Origin of the sequence: Bosea vaviloviae (assembly GCF_001741865.1) — a bacterium.
Taxonomy (GTDB): Bacteria; Pseudomonadota; Alphaproteobacteria; order Rhizobiales; family Beijerinckiaceae; genus Allobosea; species Allobosea vaviloviae.
Genome location: NZ_CP017147.1, coordinates 4,160,543 through 4,179,280, shown reverse-complemented (window position 1 = coordinate 4,179,280; position 18,738 = coordinate 4,160,543). Strand labels below are relative to the sequence as shown.

18 protein-coding genes and 2 pseudogenes are annotated in these 18,738 nt (G+C 62.5%); 6 read left to right on the top strand and 14 right to left on the bottom strand.

Annotation, left to right across the window (positions count from 1 at the left end):
• Positions 1 to 34 precede the first annotated feature (34 nt).
• Positions 35 to 1,405 (bottom strand): MFS transporter, encoded by a 1,371-nt coding sequence (locus BHK69_RS19105; RefSeq protein ID WP_069691480.1) that lies wholly within the window; start codon positions 1,403 to 1,405, stop codon positions 35 to 37.
• A 42-nt stretch (positions 1,406 to 1,447) separates the two neighbouring features.
• The gene (locus BHK69_RS19100; protein ID WP_069691479.1) at positions 1,448 to 1,726 is read right to left on the bottom strand and encodes a metal-sensing transcriptional repressor; all 279 of its coding nucleotides are present in this window, start codon (positions 1,724 to 1,726) and stop codon (positions 1,448 to 1,450) included.
• Between the two features lie 106 nt (positions 1,727 to 1,832).
• On the opposite strand from BHK69_RS19100, the gene BHK69_RS19095 reads away from it, so the two are divergent.
• The 4 genes from BHK69_RS19095 to BHK69_RS19080 all read left to right on the top strand — a co-directional run bounded on the left by BHK69_RS19095 (position 1,833) and on the right by BHK69_RS19080 (position 5,253).
• A complete protein-coding gene (locus BHK69_RS19095; RefSeq protein ID WP_148663504.1) occupies positions 1,833 to 2,219 on the top strand; it encodes a hypothetical protein in 387 nt (128 codons plus the stop codon).
• Positions 2,220 to 2,267: 48 nt separating this feature from the next.
• A complete protein-coding gene (locus BHK69_RS19090; RefSeq protein WP_069691477.1) occupies positions 2,268 to 3,008 on the top strand; it encodes a HupE/UreJ family protein in 741 nt (246 codons plus the stop codon).
• A 13-nt stretch (positions 3,009 to 3,021) separates the two neighbouring features.
• Complete coding sequence (locus tag BHK69_RS19085; RefSeq protein ID WP_069691476.1) at positions 3,022 to 3,708, top strand: transmembrane anchor protein; 687 nt, start codon at positions 3,022 to 3,024, stop codon at positions 3,706 to 3,708.
• Positions 3,709 to 4,377: 669 nt separating this feature from the next.
• Entirely contained in the window at positions 4,378 to 5,253 is an 876-nt protein-coding gene (locus BHK69_RS19080; protein ID WP_069691475.1) for a methyltransferase, TIGR04325 family, read from the top strand.
• 129 nt (positions 5,254 to 5,382) lie between these two features.
• On the opposite strand, the pseudogene BHK69_RS33205 reads toward BHK69_RS19080, so the two are convergent.
• Positions 5,383 to 5,514: pseudogene (locus BHK69_RS33205) on the bottom strand (thiol-disulfide oxidoreductase); the annotation flags it as partial.
• Positions 5,515 to 5,689: 175 nt separating this feature from the next.
• Positions 5,690 to 6,136, bottom strand: a complete 447-nt coding sequence (locus BHK69_RS19075; protein WP_069691474.1) for a hypothetical protein — start codon at positions 6,134 to 6,136, stop codon at positions 5,690 to 5,692.
• Between the two features lie 621 nt (positions 6,137 to 6,757).
• Between BHK69_RS19075 and BHK69_RS19065 the strand changes: the two genes are divergently transcribed.
• Positions 6,758 to 7,225: a DUF305 domain-containing protein gene (locus BHK69_RS19065; protein ID WP_069691472.1), complete on the top strand. Its 468-nt coding sequence runs from the start codon at positions 6,758 to 6,760 to the stop codon at positions 7,223 to 7,225.
• A 6-nt stretch (positions 7,226 to 7,231) separates the two neighbouring features.
• On the opposite strand, the gene BHK69_RS19060 is transcribed toward BHK69_RS19065, so the two are convergent.
• The 5 genes from BHK69_RS19060 to BHK69_RS19040 form a co-directional block, all read right to left on the bottom strand.
• Complete coding sequence (locus BHK69_RS19060; protein ID WP_069691471.1) at positions 7,232 to 8,014, bottom strand: amino acid ABC transporter ATP-binding protein; 783 nt, start codon at positions 8,012 to 8,014, stop codon at positions 7,232 to 7,234.
• The gene (locus tag BHK69_RS19055) at positions 8,014 to 9,120 is read right to left on the bottom strand and encodes an amino acid ABC transporter permease (RefSeq protein WP_083269548.1); all 1,107 of its coding nucleotides are present in this window, start codon (positions 9,118 to 9,120) and stop codon (positions 8,014 to 8,016) included. Before BHK69_RS19055 ends, BHK69_RS19060 begins: the two co-directional genes overlap by 1 nt.
• Positions 9,117 to 10,208 (bottom strand): amino acid ABC transporter permease, encoded by a 1,092-nt coding sequence (locus tag BHK69_RS19050; RefSeq protein WP_199578950.1) that lies wholly within the window; start codon positions 10,206 to 10,208, stop codon positions 9,117 to 9,119. The genes BHK69_RS19055 and BHK69_RS19050 overlap by 4 nt, the downstream gene beginning before the upstream one ends.
• A 163-nt stretch (positions 10,209 to 10,371) precedes the next feature.
• Positions 10,372 to 11,403, bottom strand: coding sequence for an amino acid ABC transporter substrate-binding protein (locus tag BHK69_RS19045; protein WP_069691470.1), 1,032 nt, complete (start codon positions 11,401 to 11,403; stop codon positions 10,372 to 10,374).
• Positions 11,404 to 11,489: 86 nt separating this feature from the next.
• Positions 11,490 to 11,696 (bottom strand): heavy-metal-associated domain-containing protein, encoded by a 207-nt coding sequence (locus BHK69_RS19040; RefSeq protein ID WP_244548246.1) that lies wholly within the window; start codon positions 11,694 to 11,696, stop codon positions 11,490 to 11,492.
• A 499-nt stretch (positions 11,697 to 12,195) separates the two neighbouring features.
• On the opposite strand from BHK69_RS19040, the pseudogene BHK69_RS31560 reads away from it, so the two are divergent.
• Positions 12,196 to 12,937 (top strand): annotated as a pseudogene (locus BHK69_RS31560) (IS5 family transposase).
• Between the two features lie 53 nt (positions 12,938 to 12,990).
• Here BHK69_RS31560 and BHK69_RS19025 read toward each other — a convergent pair.
• The 5 genes from BHK69_RS19025 to BHK69_RS19005 form a co-directional block, all read right to left on the bottom strand.
• Positions 12,991 to 14,493 carry an ABC transporter substrate-binding protein gene (locus tag BHK69_RS19025; RefSeq protein WP_069691466.1) on the bottom strand — a complete coding sequence of 501 codons (1,503 nt, stop codon included), beginning with the start codon at positions 14,491 to 14,493 and terminating at the stop codon, positions 12,991 to 12,993.
• Positions 14,494 to 14,667: 174 nt separating this feature from the next.
• A complete protein-coding gene (locus BHK69_RS19020) occupies positions 14,668 to 15,738 on the bottom strand; it encodes an ABC transporter ATP-binding protein (protein WP_069691465.1) in 1,071 nt (356 codons plus the stop codon).
• Complete coding sequence (locus tag BHK69_RS19015) at positions 15,735 to 16,799, bottom strand: ABC transporter ATP-binding protein (protein ID WP_069691464.1); 1,065 nt, start codon at positions 16,797 to 16,799, stop codon at positions 15,735 to 15,737. Before BHK69_RS19015 ends, BHK69_RS19020 begins: the two co-directional genes overlap by 4 nt.
• A 114-nt stretch (positions 16,800 to 16,913) precedes the next feature.
• Positions 16,914 to 17,804, bottom strand: coding sequence for an ABC transporter permease (locus BHK69_RS19010; protein WP_069691463.1), 891 nt, complete (start codon positions 17,802 to 17,804; stop codon positions 16,914 to 16,916).
• Positions 17,794 to 18,738: an ABC transporter permease gene (locus tag BHK69_RS19005; RefSeq protein ID WP_069691462.1), complete on the bottom strand. Its 945-nt coding sequence runs from the start codon at positions 18,736 to 18,738 to the stop codon at positions 17,794 to 17,796. Before BHK69_RS19005 ends, BHK69_RS19010 begins: the two co-directional genes overlap by 11 nt.

Sequence of the window (18,738 nt, the reverse complement as noted above, 5' to 3'; positions counted from 1 at the left end):
CCCACGATGGTCGTTATTTCGGGCGCTTGTCCACTCAGCCCACCCGGCTGGGCCATTCGGGATGAAGATCGTCGACCACGAAGGCATGGGCATGGCAATCGTCGCTCTCACCTCCGAGATGAGGGTGGTCCGCAGCCAAGTTGTCGTGCGCATGAGAGAGTGTCTCGGCCTCGTCCGAGGGCCAAACGCGCGCGGCCAACGCGACCGCAACCAGCGTCAGCCCGGCGAAGATGCAGAAGACTGCCGATGGCGGCAGCGTTGCTCCGAGCCAGCCAGCCAGCGGGTAAGTGATCAACCAGCAGGCGTGAGAGAGCGCGAACTGAGCTGCGAATACCGCCGGGCGATCTGGAGCATGGGCGGAGCGACGCAGCAGCCTGCCCGATGGCGTCTGGACGGCCGAATAGCCCAGGCCGAGCAGCAACCATGTCGCCAACAGCCCCGGCCAGAGGCCGGCGCTCGCAACTGTCGCCGCGGTAGAGACAGCGCTGCCGTCGACCGCGAACAGGAATGCGGCCGCGATCAGCAGCACGCAGCCGAGATAGATCGCGGCCGTGAACATGACCCGTCGATCGGCAAGCTTCTCCAGCAGGCGTGGCAGGGCCAGCGCGGCGATCATCGAACCGCCGCCGAAGCAGGCCAGCGCGAGCGCGACCTGGCCGTCGCCGAGCCCGAGGCGGCCCTTCACGAACACGACCGTGTTGACGATCACCATCGCGCCGCCGGTGGCCGCCGCCATGTTGAGCGCGAGCAGGCCACGCAGGCGCGGCGTGGCCAGATAGATCCGCATGCCCCGCGTGGTCTTGTCGTAGATGCCGCCCGTCCGTGCCGTCGCCGGGGAGATCGGCAGCGTCACCGAGAGCACGAGCGCAGCCGAGGCGAGGAACCCCGCGACCGTGCCGGAGAACAGCCAATGATAGTTGATCAGCGTCAGCAGCGCGGCTGCCAGCATCGGACTGGTCAGGCTCTCCAGATCGTAGGCCAGCCGGGAGAGGGAGAGCGCCTTGGTGTAGTCGTTCTCCTCCGGCAGCACGTCGGGGATGGTCGCCTGGAAGGTCGGCGTGAAGGCGGCCGAAGCCGACTGCAGCAGGAAGATCAGGACGTAGATCTGCCAGATCTCGGTGATGAAGGGCAGCAGCAGGGCGATGGCCGCTCGGACCAGGTCCATCGCGATCAGGAAGGCCTTGCGCGGTAGCTGAGCCGCGAAAGCTCCCACAACCGGCGCGACGGTGACGTAGGCGATCATCTTGATCGCCAAGGCGGTGCCCAGAACCGTGCCCGCCTTGTCGCCGGCGAGGTTGAAGGCGAGCAGCCCAAGCGCGACCGTCAGCAGGCCCGTGCCGAGCAGCGCGATGATCTGCGCCAGGAACAGGCGGCCATAGGTGCGGTTGGCGAGAACGGCGAGCATGAGATCAATCTTGCCTGATATCGGGTCGGGAATGCTGCGGGGTCAGAGGTACTTGGTGATGGCCTTGAAGGCGTCGATCGACTGGCGCTGCTCGCGGGACATCGTGCCGGCTGCATGCTCAAGGCAGTGGTCGAGATGGTCCTGGAGCAGCCTCTTCTTGGCGCCGACGATGGCGCTCTCGACCGCTTGCAACTGCTGGGCAATATCGAGGCAGTCGCGCCTGGTCTCGATCATCTCGATGACCTTGCGCAAATGACCCTCCGCGCGCTTGAGGCGCTTGGCGATCTCGGGATGGCTGGCGTGGACATGAGGTTCTGACATGGCTGGATCGTATCCTCCTGGATAGGATACTGTCAAAGAGTTGATTCCGTCAGGCAGTCGACGTTCGTCAAACTTTCGTTAAGAAATCCGCTACTAGTTGTTCATCATGCCGCGCCGCAGCATCAGAGCCCTGTCCTGCCTCGTCATCGCCTTCGCGATGGCGCTCGGCATGATTCTGTCGGCTGCGCATGTCTCCGCCGGGCACAATGCCTATGCCATGGCCCAAGCCGAGGCCGTCCGGCATGCGCAGCTCGCTGCGGCGACTGCCGAGCATGGCCACGCCCATGACGAGGGCGAGCCCGACGAGCGGGTGCCCGGCCACATCCACGGTCACAACACCGCCGACCATGTCCACGAGACCGCCAACGTCGTCGGCGTGACTCAGCTCGGCACGCCACGGTTCGTGCGGACCGCGATCCGGCACGAGCATCAGCAAGCGTCTTCGAGGACGCCCGCCGGACTGGACCGCCCTCCCCGATCCGTCGTCGCCTGAACCGCGCCGCGTCAGCGGCACCTTCAACGACAAACCATCGGATCATCCATGCAACGACCTTCCAGCGAAGGGCGGCGCACGCTGCAATATGCAGCCTTGCGCCTGCTCCTTCCCCTCGCGCTCGCACTCGTCCTGGTCCTGCCAGGCGTCGACGCTGCGCTCGCCCATGCCGTCGCCGCCGGCGACAAGGGTTACATCCAGGAGATCACGGGGGTGAACCTGCTCCCGTTCACCTATCTCGGCGCCAAGCACATGGTGACGGGCTACGATCACATCCTCTTCCTGTTCGGGGTGATCTTCTTCCTGTACCGACTTAAGCATATCGGCATCTATGTCAGCCTGTTCGCGCTCGGCCACTCCACGACCATGCTGCTCGGCGTCTATTTCAACGTCGGGATCAACAGCTACATCATCGACGCGATCATCGGCCTGTCTGTCGTCTACAAGGCGCTCGACAATATGGGCGCCTTCCAGCGCTGGCTCGGCGTCCAGCCGAACACCAAGCTGGCGACGCTGATCTTCGGCCTGTTCCATGGCTTCGGTCTGTCGACCAAGATCATCGAATACAACATCTCACCCGACGGCCTCGTACCGAACCTCCTCGCCTTCAATATCGGCGTCGAGATCGGCCAGCTCGTCGCGCTCTCGATCATCCTGATCGCCATGGGCTTCTGGCGCCGCACGCCCAGCTTCCTGCGCCACGCCTACACCGCCAACACGGTCATGATGACCGCCGGCTTCGTGCTGGTCGGCTACCAGCTGACCGGCCTCATCGTCTCCCCGACCTGAAGGAACCAACCCAATGTACAACACCGACATCCCGACCCGCGCCGAACTGCCGACCTCGGCCCAGCTTCTGCGCTCGACCGCCATCGCCATCGTCGCGGCGGCGGGCATCCTCGTGACGATCGTGCTTCCCGCCGAATACGCCATCGACCCGACCGGCATCGGCCGGGCGCTCAAGCTGACATCTATGGGCGAGATCAAGACCCAGCTCGCCAACGAGGCCGAGCGCGATCGCCTCAAGGATCAGCAGACCCCGCCCTCGTCGGCGCCTGCCACGCCAGCGCCCGACCAGCGTTCCAGCCTGTTCGGCTCGGTGCTGGCCGGCCTGTTCGTCTCGCATGCCCAAGCGGGCGAGCGGATCGTCATCGCCCAGGCGCCAGCCTCACGTACGGACGAGACGATCATCACCCTCAAGCCAACCGAAGGCGTCGAGTACAAGCTCATGATGAAGCAGGGCGCGAAGGTCGATTTCACCTGGGCCGCCAAAGGCGGCGCCGTGAATTACGACATGCACGGCACCCCGGCCGGAGGCGGCAAGGAGAAAAGCTACAAGAACGGCCGCGGCTCGGCTGGTGAACAGGGCGTGCTCACGGCCGAAAGCGATGGCGCCCATGGCTGGTTCTGGCGCAATCGTGGTTCGACGGACGTGACGATAACGCTCAAGACCACAGGCGCCTACGTCGAGATCAAGCGGATTATCTAATCAAACACGCGCGGCCGAGCTCTTTCCGGGCTCGGCCGCGACATGCTGATGATCCTTTTTCAGTTTAGCCCAATTAAATGTTGTGGAGCGTACGTTCGTAGCGAACCGTGCCGCCGCGAGCCCAGCGCGACGGGGCATGACGAGCGCTGCGGACGACCAGTTTAAACGGGGACGAAGTCACTCGCGCTTTCCATATTCCCCCTCGATCCGCTTGATCCTGCCGTTGTGGAACAGTGCCTTCTCGCGATCCCGCGCGAGTTGCTCCGGCGTCGAGACGAATACCGAGAGGCCATCTATTGACCGCGTGGGCCTAAACGGCGCCCGCCGTCACGAGCCGAACGTGCTTTGATCGGTGTCCGGAGCTAGCGGCGTCAGTTGAAACAATTCGTAACAGTGCGGCTATCCCAGCTTCGCTAGATTGGGAACGACTGCAGGTGGTCACCTTCGTGCAGGAAAGCCTGACAGTCGCCGTCAAGACCGGTGCGGCCATTCCATCCGGTCAATGTAATGGATCGGAGTGCCGGGACAGTGGGCAGGGCCATTTCGGCCAAAGAGGTACCGCCAGCGGCTTTTCCTCTGACCGTATGTGCTCTTGCTCAGAAAACTGGGCACTTCAAAATGAGTGCTCGGCGACGAAAGCACGGGAGTCCGATCGGAGGGGATGCCTGCATGGGGGAGCTTAGGCGCAGGCATACTCCGCTCAGTGTTGCTCGATGGGCGAGCCGCAGGGCTATTCGCGCCCTGAGCACTTGGCCTGGCATCAGGCAGGTTCACTACGCCTTACATCGCTGGGAATTTCTCGCGGGCCGGAATGACAGCGGCTATAGCGGCGTATTTTCAAGCGTCGAAGAGGCCGCGCGCTCAGCACCAACCGTGGTTACGGGCTACGACCAAGCAGGCATGGCCGACTTGGACGTTTACAGGCATGCCAACGGCGAGTTCAAACCCATGCCGCCGACCGAGTATCCGGCATTGTTCTGGCTTCGCCCAGCTATTCAAGAGGGCGCGCGCCGCTTGTTCGATTTGGGCGGATATGTCGGGCATGTCTACTATCAATACTGCGGGTATCTTGATCTTCCCGACGAATTCTCATGGACGATCTATGACGTGCCGCATGTCACAGAGGCGGGAGAAAGGATCGCCCAGGAGAGAGGGGCGAAGCACCTCAGATTTACAAACAATGTTGCCGCGATCGGCGAGGCCGATATCGTCTTTGCCGCTGGTTCTCTCCAATATCTCGAAGAGGGATTTCTGCATCAGGCGCTGCGCGAAGCGAATAAGCGTCCGCCCCATTTGATCATTCACCGGACTGCCCTGCACCCAACCCGCTCATTCGTGACATTACAATCGATCAACCAGAGGTCGGGGCGGATTGCATTCTGTCCTTATACGGTCGCTCATCGTGAGCGCTTCATAGAAGGGTTGCAGGCACTCGGCTACGAGCAGATTGACGCCTGGACCAAACAGCGGCCGATCGAGGTCCCTCTCAGGCCAGAATGTTATGTCGACACCTACTCCGGTCTGTATTTCCGGCTGCGGACTTGAGAGACGCGGCGACCGTCAGTTACTTCGATTTTGCCCCCGAACTCAGGGCAGGCGCCGTTTTCGCGCAACGATGCCTGCGCTTCTTGAAGCACGGGTCACATAGAGGCGCCACTGACAGCTTGATCAAGATTACCAGTGTCCCATTCGACGGTTCCAAGCATAAAGGGCGTCCGCGAACCGGTCGTAGGTGAACCGCATTACTGGCCGAGTAGCCCCGGGTCCGGCTAGTGTTGCAAGCCAGGCCCTTCCAGGCGTGAGACGAAGCGCACCAGTTCGTCGTCAGTGATCAGCGTCAACGGCAGATCGAAGACCTCGCGCAGGCGCATGACAAGCGATTGTGCCCAGACCGCATTCCACACCAGGCCGGCGTGGTCATCAGCCAGTACGGCGTTGTTCGGCTCATCTCCGATGGTGTTGGTGACACGAAGCTTCCTGCCTACGACAACTGCCCTATATTTTGGAGTGCCGTCGGGCTCGCGAAATTATAAAGGTAGTCCTCCTTCCTTGGTGTCCTGCCGGCGTGCAGCCCGATTGCACCGCGCAACCACGCCACGCGGCCGGGCTGTCCCCACCGCACCCAAGGCCCCGGATTCAGCTCATTGCCGCGCAGGCGCGCCAACACCTCGGTCCACTGGAAGGTGCGGGCGCGAAAAGCACCGCCACGGTCGGCGGAACCCGGCGGAAAGCTCAGGTTGTCTTGATACGAGTGGCTGCTGGAATCACCCAGAACCGCGAGTGCAATCGTGGTCGGCGGCGAGTTGTCGGCGGGAACGTCGCGGCCCCACAGGAAAAGGACGGACATGCCAAAAGCAGCAAGCGAAGCGATCACGCCAAGCGCTCGCCTCGACCTTCGGACCGTGAAGGTAGCCAGATCGTTTTTCATCTCATGAAGGCCTGAACTTCTTCCGTCTTGAAATGGGAGCGTTCTCCGACTGTCTTTGCACTCAAATATAACGTAGCTCTGATCGGAAACTCCGAGTGCGATACGATGCTTTGGAGGGATAGAGTGCTCTTTTCGTCGCTGAATGACCCGGTCGACGTAGCTCGTGCGCAGGCAGCAATGGATGCCGCTTGGGGTAAAGTTCGGGATTCCCTGAAAGACAACGCCAATGTGGTTCAGGAGCGGTCGAGGCTCGCCTGTATTGTGCTCGGTCTCGTTGGCATTGCGGAGGACGAAGTTGATTTAGCTCGGCGCGCAGTCGACCGCTTTTTTAAGATGCCGCCCGAGTCAGATCCCTAGCTCTTTCACTATTATGTGTTGCTGACCTCGGCCAAGTCTGCATGACGAATTCGTACAGCTCGCTTTGTTACAGATTGTTTCAGCCGGGAACAGCCAAACGCCACCTGCGTCTTACTCAACGAGCGACAACTCGTCGCCCGATGGACAGGAGGCCGATCATGCACCATCTCGATCAGTGGCTTAAAACGAAGGTCAAATAGCGCCGCTTCCCGATTTTTTTTACAAATTTCGAGACCCAACCGGGCTTTTTTACAGGAGGCCGCCATGGAGCATGGCAGTGATCATAAAGATCAGAACCATTACGGTCGGCTGGCGATCGAACTGACGCTGGATTTCATCGTGATGTACCTCGTCATGTACACGATGATCGCGACGCTTCGGCATTTCCATTTCAATCTCAACAACGTCTACATGACGCTGATGATGGTCGCCCCGATGACCATCATCATGCTCGTCTCGATGCGCTCGATGTTCCCTTCGCAGCGCCTCAACATGATTATCGGAGCCAGTGCTCTCGTGATCTTCCTCGCCAGTTTTGTCGCGATGCGCACGCAAGCTGGCGTCGGTAATGCCGACTTCCTGCGCTCGATGATCCCCCACCATTCGGGTGCGATTTTGATGTGCAACCAAGCGTCCATAACGGATCCGGAGATCACCGCGCTTTGCCGTGGAATTGTGACGTCGCAAGAGAAGGAAATCGCCCAGATGAAGGCCATTCTCGCGCGCTACTGAAGGCGATCAGAGTTCGCCAGGTTGAGGGGCGAGGCGCTGATCGCTCGTTATATGCGAAATGAACTGCCTGGCGCGCGCGCCGCAGTCGCCGCAGAAGAAGGCCTGGGGAACCGCCGTTTCCTGGATCGCGCCGTCAGCCATGAACACAATGCGGTCGGCCACCGCTCGCGCAAAACCCATCTCATGGGTCACGCAGATCATGGTCATGCCCTCGTGCGCTAAAGACATCATCACGTCGAGCACCTCCTTGACCATCTCGGGGTCGAGGGCCGAGGTCGGTTCGTCGAAGAGCATTAGCTTAGGGTTCATCGCCAGGGCGCGTGCGATCGCAACCCGCTGCTGCTGGCCGCCTGAGAGCTGTGATGGGACCTTTCGGGCCTGATCGGCGAGCTTGACGCGAGCCAAGAGGTCCATCGCGCGATGCTCGGCCTCCTCGCGGCCAATTCGGAGAAGCTTGCGCGGACCAAGCGCCACATTGTCGATGACGGACAGATGCGGGAACAGGTTGAACGACTGGAACACCATCCCGACCTCGCGTCTGACAGAAAGCAGGCTGTCGCAATCGGCATTCACCAGGCGACCCTGCAACCGGACCTCGCCCGTCTGGTAGCGCTCCAGCGCATTGATGCATCGAACCATCGTCGACTTGCCGGATCCCGACGGGCCGCAAACGACGATTTTTTCGCCGGCCGCGATGCTGAGATCGATGTCGCGTAGCGCATGCATGGCGCCGAACCACTTGTTCAAGCCCGCGATCTCGAGGATCGGCCGTTGCGCTGCCAACACCATCACGAGCGCTCCGCCGATCGCATGTCGCGTTCGAGCCTCTGGCTGTAACGCGACATGCCAAAGCAGAGCGACCAGAAGACCAGCCCCACGAAGATATAGCCCTCCGCATGCAGACCGAGCCAGTCCGGGTCGGCCGCGCCAGCCGCCACGATGTTCAGAACTTCGAAAAGGCCCAGGATCACCACCAGGGTCGTGTTCTTGAGCAGAGCAATCGCGTTGTTGACGACGCCGGGAACAACCATGCGCAGCATCTGAGGGAGCGTGATGTAGATCGCGGTCCGCCAGTATCCGAATCCGATGGCCGAAGCGGCTTCGACCTGGCCTTTCGGGATGGCCTGGAGCCCGCCGCGGAAGACTTCGGCGAGATAGGCGCTCTCGAACAGGATGATGCCGACCACGGCGAGTGCCAGCGGGTCGAACTCCGTGCCCGAAGGGAATGCATATGGAAGCAGGATACGCGCCATGAACAGCACGGCGATCAGAGGCAGACCGCGGCAGATCTCGATATAGCCGACGCTCGCCCACCGCAGCACTGGCATCTCGCTTTGACGCCCGAGCGCCAGGACGATGGCGATCGGGAACGAGACGACGATGCCGGCGACGCCGAGAAGAATGGTCAGTGAAAGCCCGCCCCATTTCTCCGTTGTCACGCGCGCCAGGCCGCCGATGCCGCCATGCAGAAGCATGTAGGACAGGATCGGGAAGACAAGGATGAGGAAGACAGCCGCAGCCTGCTTGCCCGGTAGCCGCCGGTTCAAGAGCACCAGGAGCGCCATCGCGAAGGCAAGAAAGACAAGATCGACGCGCCAGCGCTCGGCCGCCGGGTAGAAGCCATATATGAATTGGCCCGAGCGATTGATGATGAAAGCCCAGCAGGCCGCGTCCGGCCGGCAATCGGCGCGGGTGGATCCTTGCCAGGTTGCATCGAGAATCGCCCAGGGCAAGACGGCCCAGATCAGGACGATGGCTGCGAGGGCAATTCCGGTCGTGAGCATGACGTCGATCGGCCGGGCGAACAGGTTGGCGCGCGCCCATGTGACGAGCGAACGGGCGTGATAGCGGCTCGCCCGATTGGCGGCCGGATTCGGACTCGCGATCGCGCTCATCGCTCGACGATCCTGATGCGATGGCCGTAGAGGTTGCTAAGGCCGGTGATGAGCAGGCTGAGGCTGAGATAGACCAGCATGGTCATGGTCATGATCTCGATTGCCCGGCCCGTCTGGTTGAGGCTCGTGCCGACGAAGACGTTGACGAGATCGGGGTATCCAATGACGGTCGCGAGCGACGATGCCTTGACCAGATGGAGGTATTGGTTCGTCAGCGGCGGCACGAGCACACGCATGGCCTGCGGAATAATCACGAGCTTCAGAATCTTGGCGCGGTCGAGCCCGAGTGAGGCGGCCGCTTCGCGCTGGCCCTTGCCGATGGCTTCGATCGACCCGCGCACGAGCTCGGCGATGAAGGAGGCGTTGTAAATCGCAAGCGCGATCACCAGGGCCGCAAGCTCGGGCGAGAGTGCCATGCCGCCGGAAAAGCTGAAGCCTTGCAGTGCCGGCCAACTGATCCCGACGCCACCCCATGCCGCGAGCACGAAGCTGGTCGCGGCCAGGGTCAGGGCGATAGGAAGCGCAACGGCCGCACCCTGCCCGGTCTCGTCGCGACGGCGACGCGCATGGCGAAGGATGGCAACCACCGAGAGGGTCGAGACGCCCGCGACGATGGCGAGCGGCCCCCAACCCAGGCCAATTTGAAGCGACGGAACGAAGATCCCGCGATTGCTGAGGAAAATGCTGTCGAAAAGGCCGAGCGCCTGCCGGGCCGGCGGCAAGGATCGGATCGCAACGTTGTACCAGATCAACACGTGCAGCAGGAGTGGCAGATTCCTGACCGTCTCAACATAGATCAAGGCCGCCTTCGCGACGGCCCAGTTGGGCGAAAGGCGCGCGATGCCGATTACGAAACCCAGGATCGTCGCCAGGATGATGCCGAGGATCGAGGCCAGGATCGTGTTGGTGAGGCCGACAAGGAAGACCCTGAGATAGGTGTCGGTCTCGCCATAGGGGATGATGGTGAAGGGGATGCCGAAGCCCGCCTCCTGCCTAAGGAAATCAAACCCCAATGCGAGCTTACGCACGGCCAGATTGGTTTCGACATTCTGCCATGCGGTCCAGAGCAGCAGCCCGATCGCAAGCAAAAATGCCGCCTGATAGGCGAGGTGGCGACGCTGCCGTCCTGTCAGGGTCCGCGACGGAGCTGCCAGACGCTCAGTTGCCTTTAAAAAAAACAGGCCTGTCAATGTCATGGCCGAAGGTCCCGACTGGGCATTCGGCGAGGCCGGAGCCTCGCCGCTTCGCCGTTCAGCGGAAAGGAGGGCTGTAAAGAAGCCCACCATTGCTCCAGAGCGAATTCAGGCCACGCTCCAGCTTGATCGGGCTGCCGTTGCCGAGATTTCGGTCATAGAGCTCACCGTAATTGCCCGTCATCCCGATCACTTTGACCGCCCAATCCTGTTCGAGACCGAGCATCTTCCCGAACTCCCCGGACTTGCCGAGCATGCGTTGCACTTCCGGATTCGTCGATGTCTTCGCGAGCTCGGCAACGTTGGCCTTGGTGATGCCGAACTCTTCCGCCGCCACGATGATGTTCAAGGTCCAGGCGACGATGTCGCGGAAACGCGCATCATCCTGGCGAACCGTCGGCCCCAAGGGCTCCTTCGAGAAGACATCCGGCAGGATGACCCAGTCGTCGGGATTCTTCATGGCGGTGCGGCTTGCCGCAAGACCGCCGCGCTCGTTGGAATAGGCATCGCAACGGCCGACTTCGAGGTTCTGCTGGTTCTGTTCTCGCGTCGAGCCGGTGATGGCGGTGAACTTCAGGTTGTTCGCGCGAAAATAGTCGGCGAGGTTCAGCTCCGAGGTGGTGCCAGCCGAGACGCAGATCGAGGCGCCGTTCAGATCCTTGCCGCTCTTGGCGCCGAGCTTCTTGGCGACCATGAAGCCCTGGCCGTCATACATGTAGATGCCGGCCCAATCGAGGTTCAGCGACGTATCGCGCGAATAGCTCCAGGTTGCGGTTCGCGCCAGGATATCGGCCGCTCCAGACTGGAGCGTAGAGAAAGCCACCCTGAATTCGAGCGGGACGAACTTGACCTTGCTGGCATCGCCGAGCACCGCCGCAGCCAATCCGCGGCAGAATTCGACCTCCATGCCCTTCCAGTTGCCCTGATTGTCGAGGGTCGACATGCCCGTCGAGCCCCCTGTCGAGACGCCGCAGAGCAGTTCGCCACGCGTCTTGATGGCCTTGACCGTATCGCCATCGGCCGCGCCGGCAGTGTTAGTGGCCGCACCAGCCAAAGCCAGCGCAGTCAGAACGATCGTCAGCTTCTTCATGATTGAACCCCTCTGTTGTCCGGACAGACGGTCTTTCGGGATCAGGACGTGCCTGTCCCGCGCCGCCTTTCCCCGCATGAAGTCGATTAGGCTGATGCTGGCGCCGCGCTCGGGGTGTAGCCGGCGCCGATCACGATCGACTTGATCGCCGCGTAATCGCCGAAGCCCTCGACGGTCACAAGCTTGGACTCCGGATCGGCGTTCACCGCCGTCCCCGGCAAGGTCGTCTCGATAGCCTTCTTGATCGTACCGGCGCAGTGGCCGCAGGTCATGTCATCGACACGGAAACTCACGCCGTTATCCAGCGGCTTCGCCGCAGTCTCGGTCGTGGACTTGGAATGTTCTTGGCACGAGCACATGCTGCGGCCCTCCGGTTCAGTTGGCAGTGAATCGAGGTTGCAGCTTTCCACAGTGGTAAGGTCAAGGGCCTTTTTTTGCGGAAGAGCCAATAGCCAAAGCCGCTTTCGAGATTTCTGCCCTGGTTGCGCCCCACACGCTGACTCGTTCTGATGCCGCTAGCTCGAGCCTGAAGCGCTCCTCCTTCACTCCGTGGGTTGTCTGGACTGCCGCCGGCGGCGTCGTGGGCGTGAGTCTTGTTCCTCGAGGTTCCAGATCTCCGCGAGCGCCTTCTTCGTCCCGTGGGCGCGCCGATTTCGGCAGCGCACCGAGCATGTCGGCGATCTTGCGGAATAAGCGGCGCGTTCCTTGACCTGCGGAAGTTCCCCGCAACTAGGCTCAGGACCTATTAACTTGGCTTGAGATGTGATTCACGGTGTCCGGGAGGATGCCGTTATGGATGATTTGTTCCTGCTAAGCGCGCGTCAGATGGCGCGGATTTCGGCGCATTTTCCATTGTCGCAAAGGGTGCCGCGGGTTGATGACCGACACGTAGTGAGCGGGATCGTCTATGTTATCCGGACTTGCCTGCAGTGGAAGGACGCGCCCAAGGGCTATGGCCCGCACAAGACGCTCTACAACGCTTCATCCGCTGGAGCCAGCTTGGCGTGTTCGACCGCATCTTCGCCGGCCTTGCCGGCGAAGGTCCGAAGCCGGAGCGGATCATGATCGACGCGACGCATCTGAAGGCGCACCGCACGGCGGCAAGCCTGCTCAAAAAGGGGCTCTTCCCCGTCGAATCGGGCGCACCAAGGGCGGACTGAACTCCAAGCTCCACACCGTCTGCGACGAGATCGGCCGCCCCATCATCATGCTGCTCTCGGAAGGCCAGATGAGCGACCACAGGGGCGCAAGGCTTGTCCTCGACGCCCTGCCGCCCGCCAATACCCTGATCGCCGACAAAGGCTACGACAGCGCCGCGTTCCGCCAGGCGCTCGTCGCCAGGGGCATCGAGCCTTGCATTCCATCGAGCAGAAGCCGGAAAGTCCCTTATCCCTATGACAAGGCGCTCTATCGTCAGCGCCACAAGATCGAGAACCTCTTCGCCAAGCTCAAGGACTGGCGTCGCATCGCCACACGCTACGACCGATGCGCCCACACATTCTGTATCGCAGCAGCCGTCACCTTCTGGCTCTGATCAACGAGTCCTGAGCCTAGATCTTTGAAGAGAGACGGCTGCTGTCCGGTCGATCAGTTGATCGAAAGGGTCGGGGTCAGCGTGTAGTAGTTCAGCGGATGGGTCTTATAGTTGTTGACCTTGGCGTTATAGGCATCATACGCCGTCTCGTTGATAAGGAAGACAGTCAATGCCTGGGACTGAATACTCTGGGCGATGTCGCGATAAGCGGCGGCGCGCGCCGCCGGCTCCTTGATATTGAAGAGCCCCTTGAGCTTCTCATCCATCTCCGGCGTGCAGTAGTGAGAGATGTTGTAGCTGCCGCCACAAGCGTAGTCCGCGTTCAGGTAGCTCGCGGGTTCCGCCGCGTCCGTGAGATAGCCGCGGGACATGAGGGCCATATCGTAATTGCCCGAGAGCATGTCGGGCTCGACGGCGTTATATTCCGCCGACCTGACATTGACCTCGATGCCGATCGCCTTGAGTTGGTCTTGGATGACGGCCGCGACGTCCTTGAACTCCGCCCGGTTCGTATAGGCGATGAGGTTCAGCTTGAGCGTTCCAGGCTTGATGCCGGCTTCAGCCAGCAGGGCCTGGGCCTTCTTCAGGTCGTAGGGCGGCTTGGCACCCTTCAGCGCCCAGGGGTCCGTGGAGACGAAGGGGCCGACGGCAGGCTGCACGGCGCCCTCATAGACGGCACCGGCCAGACCGGCCGTATCGATGGCCGCCTGGATCGCTTGACGGACCTTCACATTGTCGAGCGGCGCCTTCTTGTTGTTCAACAGCAACATGGTCGTCCGTGGCCCGTTCAGCTGTTCGATCTTGACGCCGGATGTCGACTTCACCCGGCCGACCACCAACGGCGGAATGAGGCGAACGAGGTCGGCCTCGCCCGTCCGGATCTGCATGGCGCGGCTGTTGGGATCGAGGATGAACCTGATCTCGGCGCCCGCCAGCACCGGCTTGCCGCCCCAATAACCATCGTTGCGCTTGACGATGATCCGCTGGGCCGGATCCACTTCCGTCATGATGAAGGGGCCGGTGCAGGTGTTGACCGGGTTGACTTTGCCGTCCTTATAAGCTGCGGGAGACAGGATCGAGGTGGCCGGGCTGGCCATCTGCAGCGGCAGGAGCATCGACGGCTCCACGGTCGTGATCTTCACCACTTGGTCGCCGACCGCCTCGACGGATTTGATCATCTTGGGCGAGAACGCCTTGGCCGGGACCGCGGCCTTCAGCAGATTGTTGAGCGCGTTGCTGGCGGCCGCAGCATTGAGCGGCTGGCCATCCTGAAACTTCACGTTGTCCCGCAGGGTAAATTCCCAGGTGGTCGGGGACGTTTGCGTCCAGGACGTCGCGAGCGAGGGTTGCAGCTTGTTGTCGTAGTCGACGCGCGCCAAGCCTTCGTAGCAGCCGGCGCGGGAGGCGAGATAGGAATCGTCCGAACCCATTTCCCAGCCGGTTCGAACGCTCCAATAGTCGATCACGCGGATCGTCTTGGAGCCGGCAGTCTGAGCGAACGCCGCCGTCGACAGCGTCGCCGCGTATAATGTGATGGCTAGAGCATTTTTGCGCATGTTCCCCGTTCCTTTGTTATTGGTGGATGCCGTCGGCATCGACCGCCCAAGTGAATTCGTTCTGCTTAGGCTTGCAATTTCAGATGATCTTCCCTTCTCCGAGAATTTCGTACCGATTTCGGTAGGCTTGACCGCAGAGCACTTCATCCTCTCGACGCCCAGCCGGATAAGATGTCACTCCGCCGCCACGTGGCTCAGCGCGGCTGCGGCGGGTCCAGCCTCGCGATAGACTGCCGATGACAAGTCGAGCTCGGCCCAGCGATGGCAGCGGACGAGATGCCCCGGCTCTGTCTGCCCAAGCTGCGGCATCTCCTTGACGCAGCGCTCGGTGGCGAAGCGGCAGCGCGTCTGCAGCCTGCAGCCGGGCGGCGGCGCGAGCGGGCTCGGCAGATCGCCCTTCAGATAGCCGGCGGCGGCGTCGAGACCGGTCTCGTCGACCATGGCGGCGGAGATGAGGGCACGCGTATAGGGATGACGTGGACGCGTAAACAGCTCGTCGCGTTCGGCGACCTCGACGATCTGGCCGAGATACATCACCGCGATGCGGTCGCACATATAGTTCACGACGCGCAGATCATGGGAGATCATCAGGAGCGTCAGGCCGAAGCGCCGCTTCAGATCCATCAGCAGATTGAGGATCTGCGTCCGCATCGAAGCATCGAGCGCCGAGGTCGGTTCGTCGCAGACCAGGAACCTGGGCTTCAGCAGCAAGGCGCGGCCGATGACGATGCGCTGCAACTGGCCTCCAGAGCATTCGCGCGGGTAACGTTCGGCGAAGGACGGGTCGAGCCCGACCTCTGCCAGCATCTTCACCACCTCGACGCGCAGCGCCTCGCGCGTGCCGAGGCCGTTCTGAAGCATCGGCAGCATCATGCTGTTGCCGAGCGTCATACGCGGATCGAGCGCTGCATAGGGGTCCTGGAAGATGAGCTGCATCGTCCGCCGCATGCGGCGCAGCTCCTGGCCATGCAGGCTGAGCACGTTGCGCCTGTCGATCCTGGCCTCGCCGCCGGTCGCATCCGTCAGCCGCATCAGGAGGCGGGCGATGGTGCTCTTGCCGCAGCCGGACTCGCCCACGAGGCCCATCACCTCGCCCTCCCGGATGGAGAAGGAGACCCCGTCGAGCGCCTTCAGTGCGAGCCCGCCGCGCATCAAATAGTATTTCTTGAGATCGGTGACCTCGACGAAGGGCTGTTCCGCCGGAGCCGGCCGCGGCTGCGCCGTGTCGGTGTGAGGTGCGATCATGCGCAGTCTCCGCTGGCCATCGCCGGATGATCCTTGCAGGGCACGGCCCAGCAGCGGGCCGTGCAACCGCTGTGATAGGAGCTGAGCTCAGGCTCCTGTTCGCGGCAATGCGCCTGAATGCCGTTGGTGGCGGCGGTCGGGCAGCGCGGCAGGAAGCGGCAGCCTTGCCCGGCGTCGAACACGCTCTGTGCGGCCGGCAGGGAGTAGAGCCGGCCGTCGGCATCAGGCTTCAGCAGCGAGCACTGCACCAGCGCGCGCGTATAAGGATGGCGCGGCTGCTTGAGGATGTCGCGGGCCGGCCCCTCCTCGACGATGCGTCCGGCGTACATCACGGCGACGCGGTCGGCGATCGCCGAGACGATCGAGAGGTCATGGGTGATCAGCAGGACAGCGAGGTTGCGCTTGCGGCGCTGCTCGTCGAGCAGCTTGAGGATCTGCACCTGCACGGTGACGTCGAGCGCGGTGGTCGGTTCGTCGGCGATCAGGATCTGCGGCTCTCCGCTCATCGCAGCGGCCATCATCACGCGCTGCGCCATGCCGCCGGAGAGCTCATGCGCATAGCAGTCGATGCGGGTGGCTGGGGCGGGGATGCCGACATCGGCGAGCAGTTTTATCACGCGCTCCTTGACCGAGGCCCGGTCGGGACGCTGATGCTTCCAGAGCGCTTCCGCCACCTGCACGCCGACCCGCGAGGTCGGATCGAGCATCGCCTGGGGCTGCTGGAAGATCATCGCGATATGGCCGCCGCGCAGATGGTTGAGCTCGGCCTGGCTCATGCCCAGCACATCGTGGCCGCGGAACAAGATCTGCCCGCCGGTGATGCCGACCTCCTGCGGCATCAGGCGCATCAGCGAGAGCGCCGTCATGCTCTTGCCGGAGCCGGATTCGCCGACTAGCGCGACGATCTCGCCGCTCCGCAGCTGCAGGCTCAAATCCTCGATAATAGTTTTCGACGTGCCCTTGCCCTGCGCCTGGACGCACAGGTTGCGAACGTCGAGAAGCACGTCCCTGGGCGGCTCGGCGGCTGTTGCACCGACGGCATGGGAAAGGCACTGATCCATCGATGACCCCTCTGTTTTTGGCTTTGTTGTTGTTTTCGTTCCGCTTTATGCGGATTCCGGTTTTTGAGCTCCGTCGTGTTGCATCCGTGAAGTACCCGGGTCGTCTGGCGACCTTTACGCCTTCTCCTTCAGTTCGAGGCCCTGGCCGATCCAGGTGACCGAGAGCGCCGTCAGGAAGATCGCCAGGCCCGGCGCGATCACGAGCATCGGCACCCGTTCGACGAAAGGCTGTGCCTCGGCCAGCATCAGGGCCCAGTCGGCGCGCGGCGGCTGCACGCCGAGGCCGATGAAGGAGAGGCCACCCACCGTGATCAGCTTGTGTCCGAAGCGCAGGAAGGTGATCGCCGCGATCGGCCGCAAGGTATTAGGAATGATGTGGCGGACGATGATGAAGGTGCGCGAGCAGCCCAGCACCTCGGCTGCGTTGATGTATTCTTTGGTGCTGATCACCAGGGCCAGCCCGCGGGACAGCCGGGCAAACGGCGTCCAGCCGATGATCGTCAGGGAGATGATCAGCGTGGTATAGCCTGGCCCGAGGATGGCGATGGCGAAGATCGCCACGACCACATCCGGAAAGGCGATCAGCAGATCGACCGCGCGCATCATGATCTCGTCGGCCCAGCCGCCCGAGCGCGCCGAGATGATGCCGATCGCGGTGCCGATGGTGACGCAGAGGAATAGCGTGACCAGGGCGATCAGCACGGAAAACTGGCCGCCGACCAGGATCCGGCTCAAGAGATCACGGCCGAGATGGTCGGTGCCGAGCCAATGCGCGGCGCTCGGCGCCGACAGCCGGCGCAGCAGGCTCTGAGCTGCCGGGTTATAGGGCGCGATCCAGGGGCCGAGGATCAAGATGAGGGCGATCAGCGCAAACAGCACGATGCCCGCCTTGAAGGTCCAGTGCCGGCTGCGCGCGAACCGCAGGAAGCGGCGAAGAGTCGAGAGCCGCACCGTGGCGGAACGGGGCTCGAGAGGGACCGGAGAGAGGGCGACGTCAGTGGACATGGCCCATCCGCACAGCCGGGTTCATCAGGATATAGAGGATGTCGGCGATCGTGTTGATCACGATCGATAGCACGACGATGCACATGAAGCTCGCCTGCAGCACCGGCACGTCGTTGTTGATCACGCCCTCATAGATCAGCCGACCCATGCCGGGGATGGCGAAGATCACCTCGACCACGACCGAGCCGCCGAGCAGCCCGGCCAGCCACAGCGCGAACAGGGTGACGACCGGCATTGAGCCGTTGCGCAAGCCATGGCGCATCACCGTCTCGCGCATGCTCAAGCCCCGGCTGAGCGCGGCGGTGATATAGGGCGCCTGCAGCACGTCGATCATTGCGGCGCGGGTGACGCGGGTGAAATAAGCCATCGGCCGCAGCGACAGCACCAGGGCAGGCAGCACCGCATAGGATGGACCCTGCCAGCCGGCAGAGGGCAGCAGGCCGAGATAGAGCGAGAAAACCAGTACCGCGATCGGCGCGAGCCAGTATTCTGGGATCGCGACAAGGGACTGCGTGACGAAGGTGACGAGGTTGTCCAACCGCCCGCCCGGCTTCAGCGCCGCAAGCGTCCCGGCCGGCAGGGCGACGAGCAGGGCAAGCCCCAGCGCCGCCATTGCCAGGGTGAAGGAAACGCCGAGCGAGCGCAGCACCTGCTGTCCCACCGGCGTATGGCTGACGAAAGAGTAGCCGAAATTGCCGTGCAAGGCCGCATTCAGCCAGGACAGATACTGGAGATAGAGCGGCTGGTCGAGCCCGAGGCTGATACGCAGCGCCTCGACGGCCTCAGCATCGAGCGCGACATCGGCGACCCGCGATTGCAGGATCGTCCGCACCGGGTCGCCGCCTTGCATATAGGGCACGGTGAAGGCGAGCAGGGAAATGAGGAGACAGGTCGCGACGAGCAGCGCAAACCGTTTCAGAGCGATCGTCCACAT

What these genes read in the sequence shown, in the direction of transcription:
- BHK69_RS19105 (WP_069691480.1), bottom strand. Translation starts at nt 1,405, where the DNA reads ATGCTCGCCGTTCTCGCCAACCGCACCTATGGCCGCCTGTTCCTGGCG.
- BHK69_RS19100 (WP_069691479.1), bottom strand. Translation starts at nt 1,726, where the DNA reads ATGTCAGAACCTCATGTCCACGCCAGCCATCCCGAGATCGCCAAGCGC.
- BHK69_RS19095 (WP_148663504.1), top strand. Translation starts at nt 1,833, where the DNA reads ATGCCGCGCCGCAGCATCAGAGCCCTGTCCTGCCTCGTCATCGCCTTC.
- BHK69_RS19090 (WP_069691477.1), top strand. Translation starts at nt 2,268, where the DNA reads ATGCAACGACCTTCCAGCGAAGGGCGGCGCACGCTGCAATATGCAGCC.
- BHK69_RS19085 (WP_069691476.1), top strand. Translation starts at nt 3,022, where the DNA reads ATGTACAACACCGACATCCCGACCCGCGCCGAACTGCCGACCTCGGCC.
- BHK69_RS19080 (WP_069691475.1), top strand. Translation starts at nt 4,378, where the DNA reads ATGGGGGAGCTTAGGCGCAGGCATACTCCGCTCAGTGTTGCTCGATGG.
- BHK69_RS19075 (WP_069691474.1), bottom strand. Translation starts at nt 6,136, where the DNA reads ATGAAAAACGATCTGGCTACCTTCACGGTCCGAAGGTCGAGGCGAGCG.
- BHK69_RS19065 (WP_069691472.1), top strand. Translation starts at nt 6,758, where the DNA reads ATGGAGCATGGCAGTGATCATAAAGATCAGAACCATTACGGTCGGCTG.
- BHK69_RS19060 (WP_069691471.1), bottom strand. Translation starts at nt 8,014, where the DNA reads ATGGTGTTGGCAGCGCAACGGCCGATCCTCGAGATCGCGGGCTTGAAC.
- BHK69_RS19055 (WP_083269548.1), bottom strand. Translation starts at nt 9,120, where the DNA reads ATGAGCGCGATCGCGAGTCCGAATCCGGCCGCCAATCGGGCGAGCCGC.
- BHK69_RS19045 (WP_069691470.1), bottom strand. Translation starts at nt 11,403, where the DNA reads ATGAAGAAGCTGACGATCGTTCTGACTGCGCTGGCTTTGGCTGGTGCG.
- BHK69_RS19025 (WP_069691466.1), bottom strand. Translation starts at nt 14,493, where the DNA reads ATGCGCAAAAATGCTCTAGCCATCACATTATACGCGGCGACGCTGTCG.
- BHK69_RS19020 (WP_069691465.1), bottom strand. Translation starts at nt 15,738, where the DNA reads ATGATCGCACCTCACACCGACACGGCGCAGCCGCGGCCGGCTCCGGCG.
- BHK69_RS19015 (WP_069691464.1), bottom strand. Translation starts at nt 16,799, where the DNA reads ATGGATCAGTGCCTTTCCCATGCCGTCGGTGCAACAGCCGCCGAGCCG.
- BHK69_RS19010 (WP_069691463.1), bottom strand. Translation starts at nt 17,804, where the DNA reads ATGTCCACTGACGTCGCCCTCTCTCCGGTCCCTCTCGAGCCCCGTTCC.
- BHK69_RS19005 (WP_069691462.1), bottom strand. Translation starts at nt 18,738, where the DNA reads ATGTGGACGATCGCTCTGAAACGGTTTGCGCTGCTCGTCGCGACCTGT.